The 16918-nt window shown below is 42.0% G+C and carries 13 protein-coding genes and 2 pseudogenes; 7 read left to right on the top strand and 8 right to left on the bottom strand.

Features of this window, described 5'->3' with window-relative positions; all coding sequences use genetic code 11:
* The first annotated feature begins 177 nt into the window (after positions 1 to 177).
* Positions 178 to 372, top strand: coding sequence for a DUF2256 domain-containing protein (locus tag V7K21_RS02290; protein WP_335171204.1), 195 nt, complete (start codon positions 178 to 180; stop codon positions 370 to 372).
* Complete coding sequence (locus tag V7K21_RS02295; RefSeq protein ID WP_335171205.1) at positions 372 to 1325, top strand: isoaspartyl peptidase/L-asparaginase; 954 nt, start codon at positions 372 to 374, stop codon at positions 1323 to 1325. Before V7K21_RS02290 ends, V7K21_RS02295 begins: the two co-directional genes overlap by 1 nt.
* Here the strand turns inward: V7K21_RS02295 and V7K21_RS02300 are convergent.
* The 5 genes and pseudogenes from V7K21_RS02300 to V7K21_RS02320 form a co-directional block, all read right to left on the bottom strand.
* Positions 1316 to 1742, bottom strand: a pseudogene (locus tag V7K21_RS02300) (DUF29 family protein). The gene V7K21_RS02295 and the pseudogene V7K21_RS02300 overlap by 10 nt on opposite strands.
* Positions 1732 to 1853, bottom strand: a pseudogene (locus tag V7K21_RS02305) (DUF29 family protein); the annotation flags it as partial. The pseudogenes V7K21_RS02305 and V7K21_RS02300, both read right to left, overlap by 11 nt.
* Positions 1854 to 1964: 111 nt before the next feature.
* Positions 1965 to 3344: a bifunctional UDP-N-acetylglucosamine diphosphorylase/glucosamine-1-phosphate N-acetyltransferase GlmU gene (gene glmU / locus V7K21_RS02310; protein WP_335171207.1), complete on the bottom strand. Its 1380-nt coding sequence runs from the start codon at positions 3342 to 3344 to the stop codon at positions 1965 to 1967.
* A gap of 199 nt (positions 3345 to 3543) precedes the next feature.
* Positions 3544 to 4623 (bottom strand): response regulator, encoded by a 1080-nt coding sequence (locus V7K21_RS02315; protein ID WP_442948842.1) that lies wholly within the window; start codon positions 4621 to 4623, stop codon positions 3544 to 3546.
* Positions 4624 to 4991: 368 nt separating this feature from the next.
* Positions 4992 to 5960 (bottom strand): tRNA (5-methylaminomethyl-2-thiouridine)(34)-methyltransferase MnmD, encoded by a 969-nt coding sequence (locus V7K21_RS02320; protein WP_335171208.1) that lies wholly within the window; start codon positions 5958 to 5960, stop codon positions 4992 to 4994.
* A 103-nt stretch (positions 5961 to 6063) separates the two neighbouring features.
* Between V7K21_RS02320 and V7K21_RS02325 the strand changes: the two genes are divergently transcribed.
* On the top strand, positions 6064 to 6885 hold the full coding sequence (locus tag V7K21_RS02325; RefSeq protein WP_335171209.1) for a sulfurtransferase: 822 nt from the start codon (positions 6064 to 6066) through the stop codon (positions 6883 to 6885).
* A gap of 296 nt (positions 6886 to 7181) precedes the next feature.
* On the opposite strand, the gene V7K21_RS02330 is transcribed toward V7K21_RS02325, so the two are convergent.
* Positions 7182 to 8483, bottom strand: coding sequence for a hypothetical protein (locus V7K21_RS02330; protein ID WP_335171210.1), 1302 nt, complete (start codon positions 8481 to 8483; stop codon positions 7182 to 7184).
* A 734-nt stretch (positions 8484 to 9217) separates the two neighbouring features.
* Here V7K21_RS02330 and V7K21_RS02335 point away from each other — a divergent pair.
* The 4 genes from V7K21_RS02335 (at position 9218) to V7K21_RS02350 (ending at position 14309) form a co-directional block, all read left to right on the top strand.
* Positions 9218 to 10546 (top strand): FecR family protein, encoded by a 1329-nt coding sequence (locus V7K21_RS02335; protein WP_335171211.1) that lies wholly within the window; start codon positions 9218 to 9220, stop codon positions 10544 to 10546.
* Positions 10547 to 10870: 324 nt separating this feature from the next.
* Positions 10871 to 12247: a glutathione-disulfide reductase gene (gor, locus tag V7K21_RS02340; protein ID WP_335171212.1), complete on the top strand. Its 1377-nt coding sequence runs from the start codon at positions 10871 to 10873 to the stop codon at positions 12245 to 12247.
* 104 nt (positions 12248 to 12351) lie between these two features.
* Positions 12352 to 12987, top strand: coding sequence for a YqiA/YcfP family alpha/beta fold hydrolase (locus tag V7K21_RS02345; protein WP_335171213.1), 636 nt, complete (start codon positions 12352 to 12354; stop codon positions 12985 to 12987).
* A 176-nt stretch (positions 12988 to 13163) separates the two neighbouring features.
* A complete protein-coding gene (locus V7K21_RS02350) occupies positions 13164 to 14309 on the top strand; it encodes a histidinol-phosphate transaminase (protein WP_335171214.1) in 1146 nt (381 codons plus the stop codon).
* An 8-nt stretch (positions 14310 to 14317) separates the two neighbouring features.
* Here V7K21_RS02350 and V7K21_RS02355 read toward each other — a convergent pair whose 3' ends face one another.
* Both V7K21_RS02355 and V7K21_RS02360 read right to left on the bottom strand, forming a co-directional pair.
* On the bottom strand, positions 14318 to 14872 hold the full coding sequence (locus V7K21_RS02355; RefSeq protein ID WP_335171215.1) for a hypothetical protein: 555 nt from the start codon (positions 14870 to 14872) through the stop codon (positions 14318 to 14320).
* A gap of 620 nt (positions 14873 to 15492) precedes the next feature.
* Positions 15493 to 16125, bottom strand: a complete 633-nt coding sequence (locus V7K21_RS02360; protein WP_335171216.1) for a GNAT family N-acetyltransferase — start codon at positions 16123 to 16125, stop codon at positions 15493 to 15495.
* Positions 16126 to 16918: the final 793 nt, after the last annotated feature.

Genomic DNA, 16918 nt, shown 5'->3' on the forward strand with positions numbered 1-16918 from the left:
TAAGAGTTGAACCATCTGCCCATAGTTTTGTATTCCCAGACAATTAGCTAAAAAATAAATCCAAAGATAGATTGACAACACATTTGTTCGCCGGAAGTATCCTGCCTTCGTAGCAAACTAGTTATAATTATTTTCCATCTCACTCAGAAATTAAATTATCATCTACACAGTATTTATATGGGACATGTTCGTTCTAAATCTGACCTACCGACAAAAATCTGTCCGGTATGTCAACGTCCTTTCACATGGCGTAAAAAGTGGCAAGATTGCTGGGACGATGTGAAATACTGCTCAGAACGTTGTCGTCGTCGCCGTTCTCAAGCTCAAAATGAAACTAACCGCAACACAGACGCAAATAGCGCAAAGGATTAATGGAGTTACAGGTGCAACCTAAATTAATTATTCATGGCGGGGCTGGTAGTTCTCTCCACGGTAAAGAAGGATTGGAGGCGGTGCGCCGATCGCTCCATACAGTAATAGAATTCGTCTATTCTCTGCTATTGTCAGGAGCAACTGCCTCTGAGGCGGTGGTGCAGGGTTGCCAAATGCTCGAAGACAACCCCCGCTTTAATGCTGGTACTGGTTCAGTACTGCAATCTGATGGGCAAATCCGCATGAGTGCTTCGCTGATGGATGGGGCATCAGGGCGGTTTAGTGGTGTGATTAATATCTCGCGAGTGAAAAATCCGATTGAGTTGGCACAATTTTTACAAAACTCTCCAGACCGAGTGCTATCAGATTTCGGATCGGCTGAGTTGGCCCGGGAAATGCAACTTCCCAGCTATAACGCTTTAACTGATTTGCGGTTACAAGAGTGGATACAAGAGCGCCAAAATAATTTTAAAAGCACAATGGCTAACGTGGTAGCAGAACCGGAAATTTTAGAAACCAGCAATGCTGGACGCGGTACCATCGGCGTGGTAGCTTTAGATGCCTATGGTAGGCTAGCTGCTGGCACTTCTACAGGTGGTAAAGGTTTTGAGCGGATTGGAAGGGTAAGTGATTCTGCGATGCCAGCAGGAAATTATGCTACTAAGAATGCTGGTGTTAGCTGTACTGGGATTGGCGAAGATATTATCGATGAGTGTTTAGCCCCACGGATTGTAGTGCGTGTTACTGATGGTATGTCCCTGAAGGAGGCCATGCAGCGATCCTTTGGGGAAGCCCACCAGAACAAGCGGGATTTGGGAGCGATCGCCTTAGATGTCAGTGGAGCGATCGCTTGGGGGAAAACCTGCGAAATCTTACTCGCCGCCTACCACGACGGCGAAAAAATTGGCGATACTTTGGAATGGACTGACAACGAACTGATCGGCTATTGTTGAATCAGTTTTAGCGCTTTGGCTAAAGTTTGCCAGTCAACCATTGCGGCTAATTCTTGAGCTTTATAACGCCCTTTGCTGCGGAACGCTACGCGAACAAAAGCTTCTATCGCCGCTCTTTTCAGTGCCACTTGATATCCTTGTTGCAGAATATCGATTAATTTTGCTTGATTCAAGTAAAAACCACCGGATTTGCGGCGTTTGTTTATTTTGTTGATTTCACGCAACGTATTTTCTATCGAAACATCCCAAGAGCAAGTAGAACGTTTTTCAGCCTTTTGTTTAATTAAATAGATCAGAAAAATCACATCATAACCAGGACTTACGCAAAATCATCATAAAACGAACCGCAAAGGACGCAAAGGACACAAAGGAATAAGAGTTTCAGAGAGTTCTTGCGTAAGTCCTGATAACTATCAATTTTTTTGTTTTGTCACTCAGGCTCATTTCTTCTAACTCATTCACCAACAGCAGCGCCTCATGGATTTTGCCTTGTTCTAGAAATTGCCTAAGTTCTAACAGTTCTTCCATCTTATGTGTTGAGATTTTGGCTTAACTACTAATCTAGCTAGATTAGACATCTTGCAAAAATCCTGGTTTATTGTCTAAAACCACAGATAAACTGCGATTAACACCGATGAATTATTTATGCTGATCTGTGGTTTCATTTTCAACACTTTTCCTTCGCCAAGCTGGTTTCACAACCTGACGACTACGGGCAATCACTAGAGAATCATCAGGCACATCTTCTGTAACTGTAGAACCAGCTGCGACGTAGACATCATCTCCCAAGGTGAGTGGAGCCACTAAAACGCTATTAGAACCCGTTTTCGTGCGATCGCCTATTTTGGTACGGTGTTTCTTTACGCCATCATAATTGGCAGTAATTGTACCAGCACCAATATTCACTTGATTACCGACAACGCTATCACCTATATACGACAAATGTGCTGCATTCGTGCGATCGCCTAATTGCGTATTTTTCAATTCCACAAAATTCCCCACCCGGCAACCAGCACCCACTTGTACCTGACCGCGCAAATGAGCATAGGGGCCAATTCGGCTTCCTGCCTGTACGGTGCTATCTGTTACTACTGAATATTGCACCGTGACATTTTCACTCAACTGACTATTTTTAATTAAACTTCCCGGTCCAATGTGACTTCCTGTTTTAATCACCGTATTTCCCCGTAGGTGAGTTTGTGGTTCAATAATTACATCTGTCTGTAATTCTACTGTTTCATCAATGGTGATGCTTGTGGGGTCGATGAGGGTGACACCCGCCAGCATCCATTTTTCCTTGACTCGTTTTTGCAAAATTTCAGATGCTGTTGCCAGCTGCAGGCGATCATTAATGCCAAGAATTTCTTGGTAATCTTCCACGTCCACTGCCATCACTTGTCCGACCTGAGTCACAGCATCAGTGAGATAGTATTCTTTTTGGGCATTGTTTGTCTGTAGATGGGGCAGCACCTTTGCCAAATCTTGCCAGCCGAAGCAGTAAACTCCAGCGTTAATCCGCTGATTTTGTCTTTGAGCAGCAGTACAATCCTTGTGTTCGACCATTTGCTGGACAATATTTTCATCGTTACAAAAAACTCGCCCGTAGCCCGTGGGGTCGAGTAGGTGCGATGTGAGAATAGTCGCGGCGTTTTGATTTCGGGTGTGAGTTTGTAACATCTGCTTGAGGGTTTCGCTGCGTATCAACGGTAAATCGCCGTTAAGTATCAGCAAATCCCCAGTGTAGTCTTCCAAGTGAGGAAGTAATTGCTGGATGGCATGACCTGTTCCCAGTTGCACACTCTGTTCGACAAACTCCAAGCTCTTAATTGAATGCATGGCGGCTTGCACTTCCTCGGACTGATACCCCACAATCACGATTCGCCGTGAGGGCGAAAGTGGTTCTACACTTTCGAGAACTCTCTCAACTAGCGATCGCCCACCCAAAGAATGTAAAACCTTAGGTAAGCGTGATTTCATCCGTGTGCCGCGTCCCGCCGCTAGAACTGCTACAACTACCATAATTAGCTATCAGCTATCAGTGAAATTATGATTAATCCTGTTGGTACTTTAAGATTTAGCCTCAAATCATACCAGCAAATCATAGAAGAGTAAAATATAAAAGGAGTCAAAAGAACTACTTTCGTAGAAGGCGGAGATTATAAGACCAATTCGCGCTCATTACAGCAGCTACAAATCATTATCCCTTACTCCCTACTCTCTACTCTTTTTCATGACCAGAGCTAATAAATTCGGCAAACTGCTGCATTAGTTTGGGATTACGCCAACCGGAATCAGCTTCTTCTTGCATCACTGAAAGTGCTTCTGCTGAAGTAAAAGCTCTTTTGTAAGGTCGTTTGCTGGTCAAAGCATCGTAAATATCAATTAACTGAAATACTTGCGCCAAGTAGGGAATATCATTTCCCTTGAGTCCATCACAGTAGCCTGAGCCATTCCAGCGTTCGTGGTGATGACGAATAATCGGAATTACACCCCGCATACTGCGTAGTGGCTGGCAGATTTTTTCCCCAATCAAAACGTGCTGCTGCATGATCTGCCAATCTTCAAGGGTGAGTTTGTCTTTTTTCAGCAGCACTGCATCGGGAATACCCACCTTGCCGATATCGTGGAGATAACCAGCCCACATCAAATCTCGAATTTGGTAGCGTGAGAGATTGAGGTATTCACCAAAAACTTGTCCCAATTTCACCAAGCGTTCACAATGGTCGCCTGTATTGGGATCGCGACTTTCAATCGACATGGCAATGGAAAATAGTACTTGTTCAGCATGGTCCAAATCTTCGTTCAGACGCTTTTGCCGCACCAAAGACTTTACACGCGCCGCTAGTTCCACACGATCAAAGGGTTTGGTGAGAAAATCATCTGCCCCAACTTCAATTCCCCGAATGCGCGATCGCCTGTCATTTAACGCTGTAATAAAAATCACTGGAATTAGCCTGGTCTGCTCATCCTGTTTAAGCAATTGGCACACTTCAAATCCATCCATTCCTGGCATCATCACATCCAGCAAAATTAAATCTGGTTGTTTTTGAGTTACCAATCCTACAACAATGTAACCACTGTCTGCCTCAATTACTTCGTATCCTTCCATCCCCAAAAGGGCAACAGCAGTCATCCGACTGGCGGCATGATCGTCAACGACTAAAACCTTTGGCGGATCTAAATCAAACCCATTCACTTTAGAACCTTTGGCTTGTAGGCTTCTAGAGACCGATAAATCATCACCACAATTAACATCAGCTTTTATCCAAGAATACACCGCTTCGCTATCTTCAAGCATAAGGTCTTTTTTAGATAAGCTTATCAGGTTTTTTACGGGGATTTTTCAACATGGTAACGCCAGAAAGCATTGTAATTGCTTGCTTTATATCAAGATATCGGGTTTTGAGTTGGAAGCCTTGATAGTAACATTAAGCATATATGTTTATAGTTACTCAGTTCTAACAACACTCAAATACTCTTAAATCAGTATGTAAAATTAGATACTATCACAACTTTAATTTATTTGGCTCGGAAAAACTCGTTGCGTGAGTATCTGGAAAGGAAATCAGAATTATTGGAAAATATAGATAATTTGTCTGGAATTAAGGACTGAGGATGAGGTCTGGAGTTGCCGCAGCTACGCCCGTCGTAGATATCGCTCCCTAACTAGAAACTAGGCCCCATAAAATCCCTGCTTTGTGTTCCCAATAGCCACCTTTTTCGCCAGCGGGAGGTAGGTTCGAGTGAAGAGGCTTGTTGCTCTTGTTGTCGCCGTTTCACTATGACTTCGGTTGGATCACTCAATTGAGGATCGCGATAAGCAATGGCAGCACGGGTTAGCAAGTGTTCTTTTTCAGCTTGTGACAGGGTAGTAAGTGCTGTTAGCGGATAGCTATAGTTTAGCCCGTATCGAGTGTTAAATATTGAATTATTTTTAGAATCAATACTTAGAGAGTGAGCTGCCACAGTACCAGGCGATCGCCTTCCCACGGGTGGAGTAGAACCTACCACCAAACCAGCAGATAAAAGTGCTGTGCGTACAGCAGCAGAACAAGAATAGGTGGCTAATAAACCATCTGGATGTAAACACAACGACAGCTGTTTTATAAATTCAACAGTCCATAATTGAGGACACTGTGGTGGTGAAAAGGGATCAAGGAAAATTGCATCTGCCCAGAAACCCGACTGACGTACTAGCGTTATCGTAGTTCTAGCATCGCCAATTAGGAGCTTCGCTTTCAGGCAAGGTGTTTGCACTTGATGCTCAAAAGCTAGCTCTTTCAAAATTTCAATATAGTTACAGTTCCAATTGTCGAACAAGTGATGAACGATCGCAGCTTGTGGCACTGCTGGATTGAGTTCTAAGCCGATTACTTCAACACAACAACTGGGATTCACTGCCCAAATTGTCTGCAAAGCAGCAGCTGTGTTATATCCTAGACCATAACAAACATCCAACAGTCGCAAGACTGGTTTTTGAGCGGCTGTAGCCAGTTGAGTCGGTTCTACAAACTTGAAAAAACTCTCCTGCCTAGCTCCATTATGGCTGTGAAAGGATTCACCAAACTCTTGAGAGACAAAGGTGAAAGAACCATCTGCTGTTAACTTAGGTGTAAAATTATCTAAGTTTGACATCTTACAAAAAAATTGAATAATGACCAATACAACTCTTGGAGAGGCTGCGCCCTAAGCGTAGCTATGCCGCAGGCTTTACGACGCCGCTCAATACAAGTGCCCTATGCCCAATCCTCAATTTATTGTTTCACCTATTTGGCTGTTTGAACATCTAGAAGATCCGCAAGTCGTTATTGTGGATTGTCGCTTTTCTCTAGCTGATCCACAACTAGGACAACAACAGTACCAGACAAGTCATATACAAGGGTCATATTACCTAGATTTGAATCAGGATCTTTCCAGTCCAGTAGGTAAGCATGGCGGGAGACATCCTTTACCTAACCCCAATGATATAGCTAACAAATTTGCTGCAATTGGGATAAATTACCAAAAAAGTTTAGTTGTAGCTTATGATGATTCGCGCTTTGCCTTTGCGGCTCGTCTATGGTGGCTATTGCGCTATCTCGGACATGAGCAAGTCGCGGTGCTGGATGGAGGCTTTGCTGGATGGCAAAAAGCTGGATATCCTGTTACAAATGTCGTTCCTCACACCCAGATGGGTACGTTTGTAGCTCAAGTACAAACAGAAAAGGTGGTAGATATTACAGCGGTGAGAAACCGCAAAGACAGCCACGAGGTAGTATTGGTAGATTCAAGAGAAAGCGATCGCTACCGAGGAGAACAAGAGTCAATTGATAAAATTGCTGGACATATCCCTGGTGCAGTTAACTATCCCTGGCACGAAGTTACAGACTCTTCCAATTACATAATTCCTCAACCAGAACAACGCCGTCGGTGGGAAAAGCTGGCAACAGCCGAAGAAATCTTGGTATATTGCGGTTCTGGTGTTACTGCTTGTGTGAATTTACTTTCTTTAGAATTAGCTGGCATTAGCAAGGGTAAACTTTATGCTGGTAGCTGGAGTGATTGGATTTCTTATTTATAGTTAGGTGTTACGAGTGAGAAGTTTAAAAAGCGACTTATAGTCGCTACTACACTACATTGTCCACCTCCGTGGACTAAGAAAAAATCAAGGGTTTCTATACTTTTGCAAGTGGGTTTTGTATGTATATCCAAGCCAGCGCACTGGCTCCCCATGAGCAACTGGCGTGCGATTATAAGTTGCCAGGGTTAGTATTAATTGAGACTTGACAAACATCCTCTTAGACTGAATAAAAAATCTAAACTCCTAACTCCTACCTCCTGTACAGACGCGATTAACCGCGTCTCTCCTAACTCTGATCAAAATCGACCTAATTGCAAATCGTAATTAATACTGAAGAACCAGCCATCAAAATCAATGTTTTCGGCGGTTGAACTACCTAAACTAACTCCAGCTTCCACATTCATATTAGTGGTATCAGATATTCGATAATTTAAGTGCCCAAATAACCGATGAAATTGGTCTTCTCGATCGCGCTGTGTAAAGTCCGAAAAGCTCGCTTGGTAGTCAATACCAACCCGGAGAGGCTTTTGCAAGTAGTAGTTCAGAGAAATCCAAAAGGAATTGATTATCCGATCACGACTTAGGGGATCAGCAAAATTTACACTCAACTCGTAAAAGCTATCTAGCGTTAATTTTGGAGTTAAGGGATCTCGCCGTCCCAAAGATAGTTCCAGGGAATTCTCATTTAAAAAGCGATCGCCTGCTTTGAAGCTATCAAGGCTATGGCTGTTATTGGCATAAAATAACTGTTGATTGCTGTAACTGACTTCTCCGTACATTCGCCGTGAGAACTGCTGGTAAATACTGAGATTAAATCTCACCTGGTTGTAATTATATTGTGACTGATTGATATAACGAATGAGATTGCCATCAATTGAGCCGTTTAAATAAGTCTTAGAACCCAAAGGGAAATATGCAGAGGCTAGCGTCAGTCCAGAAATAATTAAACCATCTTCTATGGGACTATCATTTGAGGAAAAAATATTGCTCGTCTGGAAATAACCTACACCGCCTTGTAGATAGCCTATGGGTTTAAACTTAGGTACGGATTGTTTTGTCGGTGGGAGTGGCTGTTGTTCTAGGGGTCGTAACCGCACCCACAACCCCAATTCGCGATCGCTTTCAGACTCAGGTGGCTGTTTTGGCGATCGCAGCAGTTGTATTAGCCTCTGTAGCCTTTGGGACTGATTTATTTGAGGTGCATTTAACAGTTGCTCTTTTGAGTCTGGAGGAGATGTAGGCAAATTACTTGGCTGCGATTCTAACTGTGGCGGGTAATTTTGCTTTTGAGTATCTCCAGGTTCTTCGGTTACAGTTGGTGGGGCTTGAGTAGTAGCTGGTGTTTGCTGTGCCACATTTAACGGCATCTGCGAGTCTGAACTTTGCGACTCACTGGACTGCTTGCACAAAAAGTTAGTTACCTCTTGCTCTAACTTCTGACATAGCTGATAAGTTACCTGTGTCTTTGCTAAATTTTTAGAACGCCAAATATCTGTATTTGCAGATTCTGCCGCATCTACTCTAATGCAACACCAGCTTCCACCACTGGAAGCTAACAAAATACAAAAAAACAAATTCTTCCAGTTATTGAGTTGCATCTGGTTAGATCGCGTTGATCGCGTTTGGCGAATGTAGACCTATAAGCTGTATCTGAAGTTCCGACTTAGAAGATACAGCTATTGAGCGCATCTCTTTTCGTATCGTAGGTATATACTGAAACTACAAACTGAAATTGCTGCTTTTCGGATTTTCTCCCAGATTTTTTTGCAAAACTGAGATGTTTTAATTTAATTTCTGCTCAACTTTAGTGAAATACAGTCAGTGAATCATTTCACAACATATCCCTAACAACTCGTTTTCCCACATAACTGATGATCCTGTGGCTGATCTGATTAAAAAGGATTATCTGTAAGGTATTCCTGATTTAATTGTTGATATCAAATACTAACTTTGAAATCTGCTACAGATTTTATTGCATAAGATGTCAGTTTTAAAAAAAAACTTAAATAAACTAAACACCTAATTTACTTGCTATCGATTTGATGTATGTATTAAATGTAGGCTAAAATGCAAAAGAATTTAAATAGGAAAATTTATAACAATTAGCAGCAGCTTAGAGGATGTTTTAAAAGTATTTTTGGTAACATCAAACCCTCCCAAACCTAACCCCCTAGCCCTCATTTCTTCATCGGTAAGGGGGTTTAAAAGCCTCTCCCCCGTAAGGAGAGAGGGGAATGGTAGTTGGGTTTATAGTATACTTTGTAACTTTTCAAACATCCTTTTAAACTTTTAACTTTTTTGTTATTAGTTGAAGTTCATAAATTATCAAATTATGTTTCATAAATCGTTTCTATTGTTAGTAATTGGTTTATGGGGAGTTATAGTACTGCCTTTGCCAAATCGGGTAAGTGCCATAACTCCTCTAACGCGAGCGGAGATTCAAAACCTCCGTAACTTGGTACTACTGATACCCAAAGATCGACTGAAGAAGCGTCCTGCACGCAAATTAGATGCAATGACTCCTGGGGATGGGTTGTCAACTGGTCGAGCTTCCCTAGCAGACTTGCGCTTTAACGACGGTTCTTTGGCACGAGTTGGCGAACAGGCTATATTTCAATTTTTACCAAAGACTCGTAGCTTTAGACTGTCAAACGGGACTGCGTTGCTGCTTATCCCACCTGGTAGGGGGCAAACACGTATACAAACGCCAAGTGCAGCAGCAGCAATTCGTGGTTCAGCATTATTTGTACGCTACGACAAACAAACAGATACCACGATTGTGGGTGCGCTGACAAATAGCGGCATTGAAGTTTCTAATCAGGAAGCTTCTCAAACTCAGGTGCTGCAAGCAGGACAGATGATGGTTATAGTTAAAGGCGAATTTCAAGGCTTATACGATTTTGATCTGAGAAATTTTTATCAAACGAGCGATCTGGTTCGGGGACTTAATTTAACTAGGCAAAATCCTACGCCTACGGCTGATCAGGCGATCGCTAGCGTTCAAGCTGAAACTGCTGCGGCTTTGAAAGCACAGTCGCCTATTACAGGTAAGGGAGTAGTTGAAAACCCATCTTTTATAGAGCTAACTACTAGTCCTTCAACTGCTTCTACCAACGATTCCCCAATAAAGTCCATTGGAGATGATTCCCCATCAAATTCCTTCGAGGACATAAGACAAGTTCTGTCAAATACTGAGCAGCGTACTGAAAAAAATCACACTATCAGGCAAGTAAATACACCAATCCAACCTCCAGTAAATCCGCCAGTTCAACCTCCAGTTCAACCTCCAGTAAATCCGCCAGTTCAACCTCCAGTTCAACCTCCAGTAAATCCGCCAGTAAATCCGCCAGTTCAACCTCCAGTAAATCCGCCAGTTCAACCTCCAGTAAATCCTCCAGTTCAACCTCCAGTAAATCCTCCAGTCGAGCCCCCAGTAAATCCTCCAGTCGAGCCCCCAGTAAATCCTCCAGTAAATCCACCAGTCCAACCTCCAGTCCAACCTCCAGTAAATCCTCCAGTCGAGCCTCCAGTAAATCCTCCAGTCGAGCCTCCAGTAAATCCTCCAGTCGAGCCTCCAGTAAATCCGCCAGTCCAACCTCCAGTAAATCCTCCAGTCCAACCTCCAGTAAATCCGCCAGTGAAACCTCCAGAAACTACGTGAAACTACACGCATAGCGGTTTGCCGTAGGCTACCGCTCCAAGCGTAGAAGATACAGAGAGAAAAAAGAGACAAAATAAATACTGAAGTTTTTAATATTTATTTATACCTAAAACTACTGAAAAACCTATAACAACTGTTAACTACTACCTCTACAGCAACCAAAGCAAAAAGTGATATTCCCTACGACTAGAGAGCATCTGCTAACGCTAGATTAAATCAAGGACAGGACTTATACAGGGTTCACCGGATATCCTTATATAGTTCAATCACATTCTGTGTGTTAGTTCCCAGGAACTAACTTGTTGCTAAAGAGAACATAAATTTATGACTTTTGATTACGACCTGTTTGTAATTGGTGCGGGTTCTGGAGGTTTGGCGGCTTCCAAACGGGCGGCTAGCTACGGGGCAAAAGTGGCGATCGCTGAAGATGATTTAGTTGGTGGGACTTGTGTAATTCGTGGTTGCGTTCCCAAAAAACTCATGGTCTATGGCTCTCATTTTCCTGCACTGTTCAGTGACGCCGCAGGCTATGGCTGGAAAGTCGGTAATGCTGAGTTGGACTGGGAATATTTCATTACATCTATAGATAAGGAAGTTCGACGACTGTCGCAACTACATATAAGCTTTTTAGAAAAAGCGGGAGTGCAACTAATTCCTAGTCGCGCCACGTTGGTAGACCCTCACACTGTAGAAGTTGACGGACGCAAAGTTACAGCAGACAAAATTTTAATTGCTGTTGGTGGGCGTCCTGTCAAGCCAGATTTAGCAGGGATGGAATATGGGATTACCTCTAACGAAATCTTTCATCTCAAAGAACAACCAAAACACATCGTTATTATTGGTGCTGGTTATATCGGCACGGAATTTGCCTGTATTATGCGAGGTTTGGGTTCTGAGGTGACACAAATTACCAGAGGTGAAAAGATTTTGAACGGGTTTGATGAGGATGTCCGCATAGAAATCGAAGAGGGGATGACAAACCACGGAATTCGGCTGATTAAGAATAATGTGGTAAAAACAGTTGAAGGTGTACCAGAAGGGTTAAAACTGACTTTATCAGGGAATGATCAACAACCAGTAATTGCCGATGTCTTTTTAGTAGCGACCGGTCGGATTCCTAATGTAGATGGACTAGGTTTAAAAAACGCTGGGGTTGATGTTGTCGCTAGTTCTATCGAAGGGCCTGGATACCCTACCACAAGTGCGATCGCAGTCAATGAATATAGTCAAACTAGTCAAGCGAATATATTTGCCGTTGGCGATGTCACCGATCGAATTAATTTAACTCCAGTGGCCATTGGCGAAGGTCGCGCCTTTGCAGATAGCGAATTTGGCAGCAATCGGCGAGAATTCAGTCATGAAACTGTACCCACAGCAATATTTTCTAACCCAGAAGCCGCTACAGTCGGCTGGACAGAAGCCGAAGCACGGGAAAAACTCGGTGATGCTGTAACAATTTACCGCACTCGCTTCCGCCCTATGTACCATAGTTTAACTGGTAAACAAGAGAAGATAATGATGAAGTTGGTGGTTGATAGCAACACTGACAAAGTGCTAGGCGCTCACATGGTAGGTGAAAATGCCGCTGAAATCATTCAAGGTGTGGCGATCGCTGTGAAGATGGGCGCAACTAAAAAAGACTTTGACGCCACTGTTGGTATCCATCCCTCCGCAGCGGAAGAATTTGTCACAATGCGGTAATAAGAGTTAGGAGTTATGAGTTATGAGTTATGAGTTGAAGAAAGAAACTCATAACTTAAAACTTAAAATTCCTAACTTCTTCTCACTTCTAATTATCTACAGTCTTGCAATACATATATCTTCACGGCTTTGCTTCGAGTCCTAATTCTGCCAAAGCGCGGGATATCAGCGATCGCTTTGCCCAAATTCACACGAAGCTAAAAATTCCTGATTTGAATGCTGGCCATTTTTCGCAGTTGACAATCACTCGTCAGATCACTCAAGTTGCCGCAGAATTCAGCAATGATTCTACGCCAGTAACGCTGATTAGCTCAAGTTTAGGTGGTTTGACCGCTGCCCACTTGGGACAGCAATATTTACAAGTAGAACGTCTTGTGCTGCTAGCACCAGCTTTTGGATTTTTATCTCATTGGTTGCCCAAGCTAGGTGATGAAGAAGTACAGCGTTGGCAGCAAGAAAAATATATCATGGTCTACCACTATGGGGAGGAGCGAAAGCTTCCCTTAAATTACGATTTTGTTACAGATGCTGCCCAATACCAAGAGGAGCTTTTACAACGTCCTATCCCCACTCTAATTTTGCATGGAAAAAAGGATGAAGTCGTTCCCATCGAAGCTAGTCGTGACTTTGCGCGTTTGCGTCTTTGGGTGGAGTTAGTCGAACTCGCCAGTGACCACGCCTTGACTGATGTTATGCAAGAAATTTGGCAGGCAATTCGCCTCTTTTGCCAGTTACCTTGAAGTTGTAAAATATTAAACTCAGACCTAACCGAATATTTTTCAGTAAGTACAACTTAACTCGTAGATCCAAGGAGGCTATATTTACTCACTATCAAGGATGGTTAGGGGAAAATAAGTCTTTTGTGAACAGTATTGATTTAAAATCCAAAATCTAAAATCTAAAATCCAAAATTGATATGCTTCCCTTCATCCGGTCAGATTTAGCCCAATTTACCGCGTACAAAGCCCACCCCAGCAGCGATACAGCCGATTCTGTCCCCATACAGTTTGATCGACTGGATACAAATGAAAGCCCCTATGATTTACCACCGGAGTTAAAAGAGAAGCTGGCCTGGACGTATCAGCAAGTAATTGAAACAAATCGTTATCCTGATGGTGGACATGAAACACTTAAGGATGCGATCGCCGAATACGTCAATGAATCAGCCGGTCTGTCGCTATCCAATACTGCTGCCAATATTTCTGTGGGCAATGGTTCAGATGAACTAATCCGCTCTTTATTAATCGCCACCTGTCTAGGAGGAGAAGGTTCAATTCTAATTGCCAATCCCACTTTCTCTATGTACGGAATTTTGGCACAAACTTTGGGCATTCCTGTAGTGGCGGTGGGTAGAAATGAAACAAATTTTGAAATTGACATAAGCGCCGCCCAGTCTGCGATCAAACAAACTCAAAATCCTCCCATTCGTGTATTTTTTGTAGTACACCCCAATTCACCGACTGCCAATAGTTTAACTACGGTAGAGTTGACATGGTTAAAAAGTCTGAGTGAGCATATTTTGGTAGTAATTGATGAAGCTTACTTTGAGTTCAGCCAAACTACCCTAGTAGGTGAATTAGCACAGCATCCCAATTGGGTAATATTACGTACTTTTTCTAAAGCCTTCCGATTGGCTGCTCTCCGTGTTGGTTATTGCGTCGGTCATCCGGAAGCGATCGCTATTTTAGAAAAAGTTCGCTTACCTTACAATCTGCCCAGCTTTTCCCTAGCAGCAGCATTAGTTACTTTACAAAACCGTACACTTTTGTTGGAGTCAATTCGCCAAACCCTGAGTGAACGAGCCAAACTCATCGAAATTTTATCCCAGCAACCAGAACTACAAATTACCACAAGCGCTGCTAACTTTATTTACCTACGTCTTAAAGCAAATGGCTTTAATTCACAAGAGGCTGCATTAAAAACCTTCCACCAGAAACTTAGAACACTCGGAACTCTTGTGCGACACATTAGCGGAGGATTGCGAATTACTGTAGGAACGATAGAGGAAAACGCGCGCACTGTTAATCGAGTCCAAGCTGCTTTGGCAAATTTGGAATTTTAGCAATTTACTCAGTAATTAAATTGGCTGTCCATCTCACTGCCCAAACGGCGTACTATTCCCACTGTTTGTGGTAAGACACCTACTAAAAGAGCAAAAGCAACATCTGGCAAAAGAGCCACTATTTCTGGTGGGAAGTATTGTTCAAATTGATCGAGAATTTTCTGAACTCGCTGCCCAGGCACTGGGTTTTCTGTAATTTGTTTGATTAATCGAATCCACTGTCGCCTAATCTTGTAAGCATTCTGGCGTTCTTCATTAGATTCAGGAGTTAATAAAGAAAAATTACCTATGGGCAGTGCCCTTTGGCAATCACAATCGTAATCCCCACCTACAGCAGCCCCAGGCCCAGCAAACTCTGCATGGTAGCGTTTAAAGAGGATTAATCCATTTTGTCTACGACTATTGACAATGAAAACTTCTCCACTGTGTAAACGTGTGAGGATATCCGAGCCTTGCGATTGCTCAGTTCCATCTGGCATGACAACAGAGTCAAGGAAATTAGTTTCAGGGTAATAAGTTGATACCATAGAGGTTTGATAGCGTCGATGCTGTTCGCTATCCATGTTTTTTAGACTTTCAACGAATTTGGTAGTACTATGCACTTCAAAAGGGAACTAACTGTTATGTCAAATCAGATTTTTGAATTCTTTTATTATCAAGAATCTTTCGGTCAACTTAATTAAAATACTAATAAATAGGCATTATTTAGTAATTGAGTGATTATATTTTATGAGATATAACTATATTTGTCTGTAAACTCTACAAGTGTTTTATTAAAGTTTTTATAAAGATGAATATCTGAATTACAAAGTTATTATGAGTTATTGCTGATTTCCTAAGGGTAATTTTACCGCTATTTCCATTATAATTTATCTATATATATAAAATAGTCGAAAATACTTTCTTTTTTGTTTAATGACGAATTAAAAAGGTCAAAACTTAACATTTAATCATTTAAGTGGAGTTTTTAAAAGTTCCACTTTTATTAAAATGACGAATGGGAATATCTGTAAAAAGTCTAAAGAAAATATCCTGATAAAAATTCACCAAAGCTATACACATCTAACTATTTAGCTAATATGGCTGAGTTTTAAATTAGGTTATTTTGTACTTTGAGCGTCTATATTGGTGATATATTTTATCCCAAGTAATTACAACATCAAAATTTATAGCAAAATAAAATTCAAATAGTGGAATCATCACTCAGATGCTTGTGCAATAACATCTGGCTTGAACGTCTTAGGAAAAATGTATTCCAATTCGATTCGACTTTATGCACCCGATATCCCAGCTTGAAATAAAGTTGCCTTGCTTGATGGTTATTTTCCAAAACGTGGAGATATAAGTCTTCAAATCCCCACTCGCGAGAGACTTTTTCACAGCTAGTCAGTAAGCCCGAAGCTACACCATGTCTACGGAATTTTGGGTGAACCGCTAAATTAGATAAGTAAGGAAAACCCATGCCGACCTGGCTCCACGAATCACTGTAACGTACACCCAGTTCCACACTTCCCACTAAGTTATTAGCCGCACCAGTAGTAGCTTCAAAGGCAACTAAACAAATATGACGCGGCAAAGGTGATGCCATGCGATGCCTTAAGTCTTCGTAAATACCCAGACGTAGCAATGGGAAAGCCCATCCCCACATACCCTGTTGGGAGTGAAAGCTTTCAGCAATAATTTGGGCAACACCGATCAAATCAGCAGGTATAGCTGTACGAATTTGAAATTGGCAGCAAGCTGGATTGATTGGCTGTTGCTGGTATGGATGAAAAAACCGATATTTCAAGGCTAGTTTAGGATTGATTTTATTCAACGAAAGTTTTCTCAAATATCCTCAAACACCATTTAAACTGAATAAAAACTTTATATCTGCCCAGGAGATTGAACTGACTTAAGATTGCTAATTCGCTTTTGCTTTTGGAGCCGACAAAGTTTTACACTTTAGTTTAAGGCTTTATAGCCTGTATTTTTGAAAGAGTCTTAGAAGTTACAGCTTCATAAATCTACAATTTTAAGTTCAGTTGGTTCAAGTGCATCCCTCGCTTTAGCTAGAGAGGATATCAGCCTGTTTACCACAAAAACATCTGTAAAGTGGTAGAGGTTGAGGTGAATGGGCAGAGAAATAGCATAACCTGTCGGTAGGCAGGATCTACAAAATTGTTAGGTAAGTACACCAACGGCAAACTCTGGTTTCAAACCACCCTTGGTTGCAGTACCGAACTCATTTTTACAATTGCCGCTACACTAACACGACTTTGCTACTGAATCATAGGAACAGGCTGTACAGTAATTGGGGTAAGAATCTGCAAGGTTCCCTAATTCCTAATATCCAACTTTTCAACCACTATCACTTGTCTTAATGATAGTTCTGATTGCTAAATTGGAAAGAGATATTTGTCTAATAGTATACTTTAGCTTTAAATCTTATTATTTTAATTTTGCTGACTTTACCATGACTACCATAAATAAAATTTACCTGCAAGTGTTAGTACAACTCCTGGGAAGGGAAAACTTAATATGCAGCTTCATCTGGATTTTTCAGCTAGCTATGAGTGCTGTATGTAGTATCAGAGATTGCTCACAGGAGGTAAAGGAAGATTTGGCAA

Origin of the sequence: Nostoc sp. (assembly GCF_036919595.1) — a bacterium.
Classification (GTDB): Bacteria; Cyanobacteriota; Cyanobacteriia; order Cyanobacteriales; family Nostocaceae; genus Nostoc.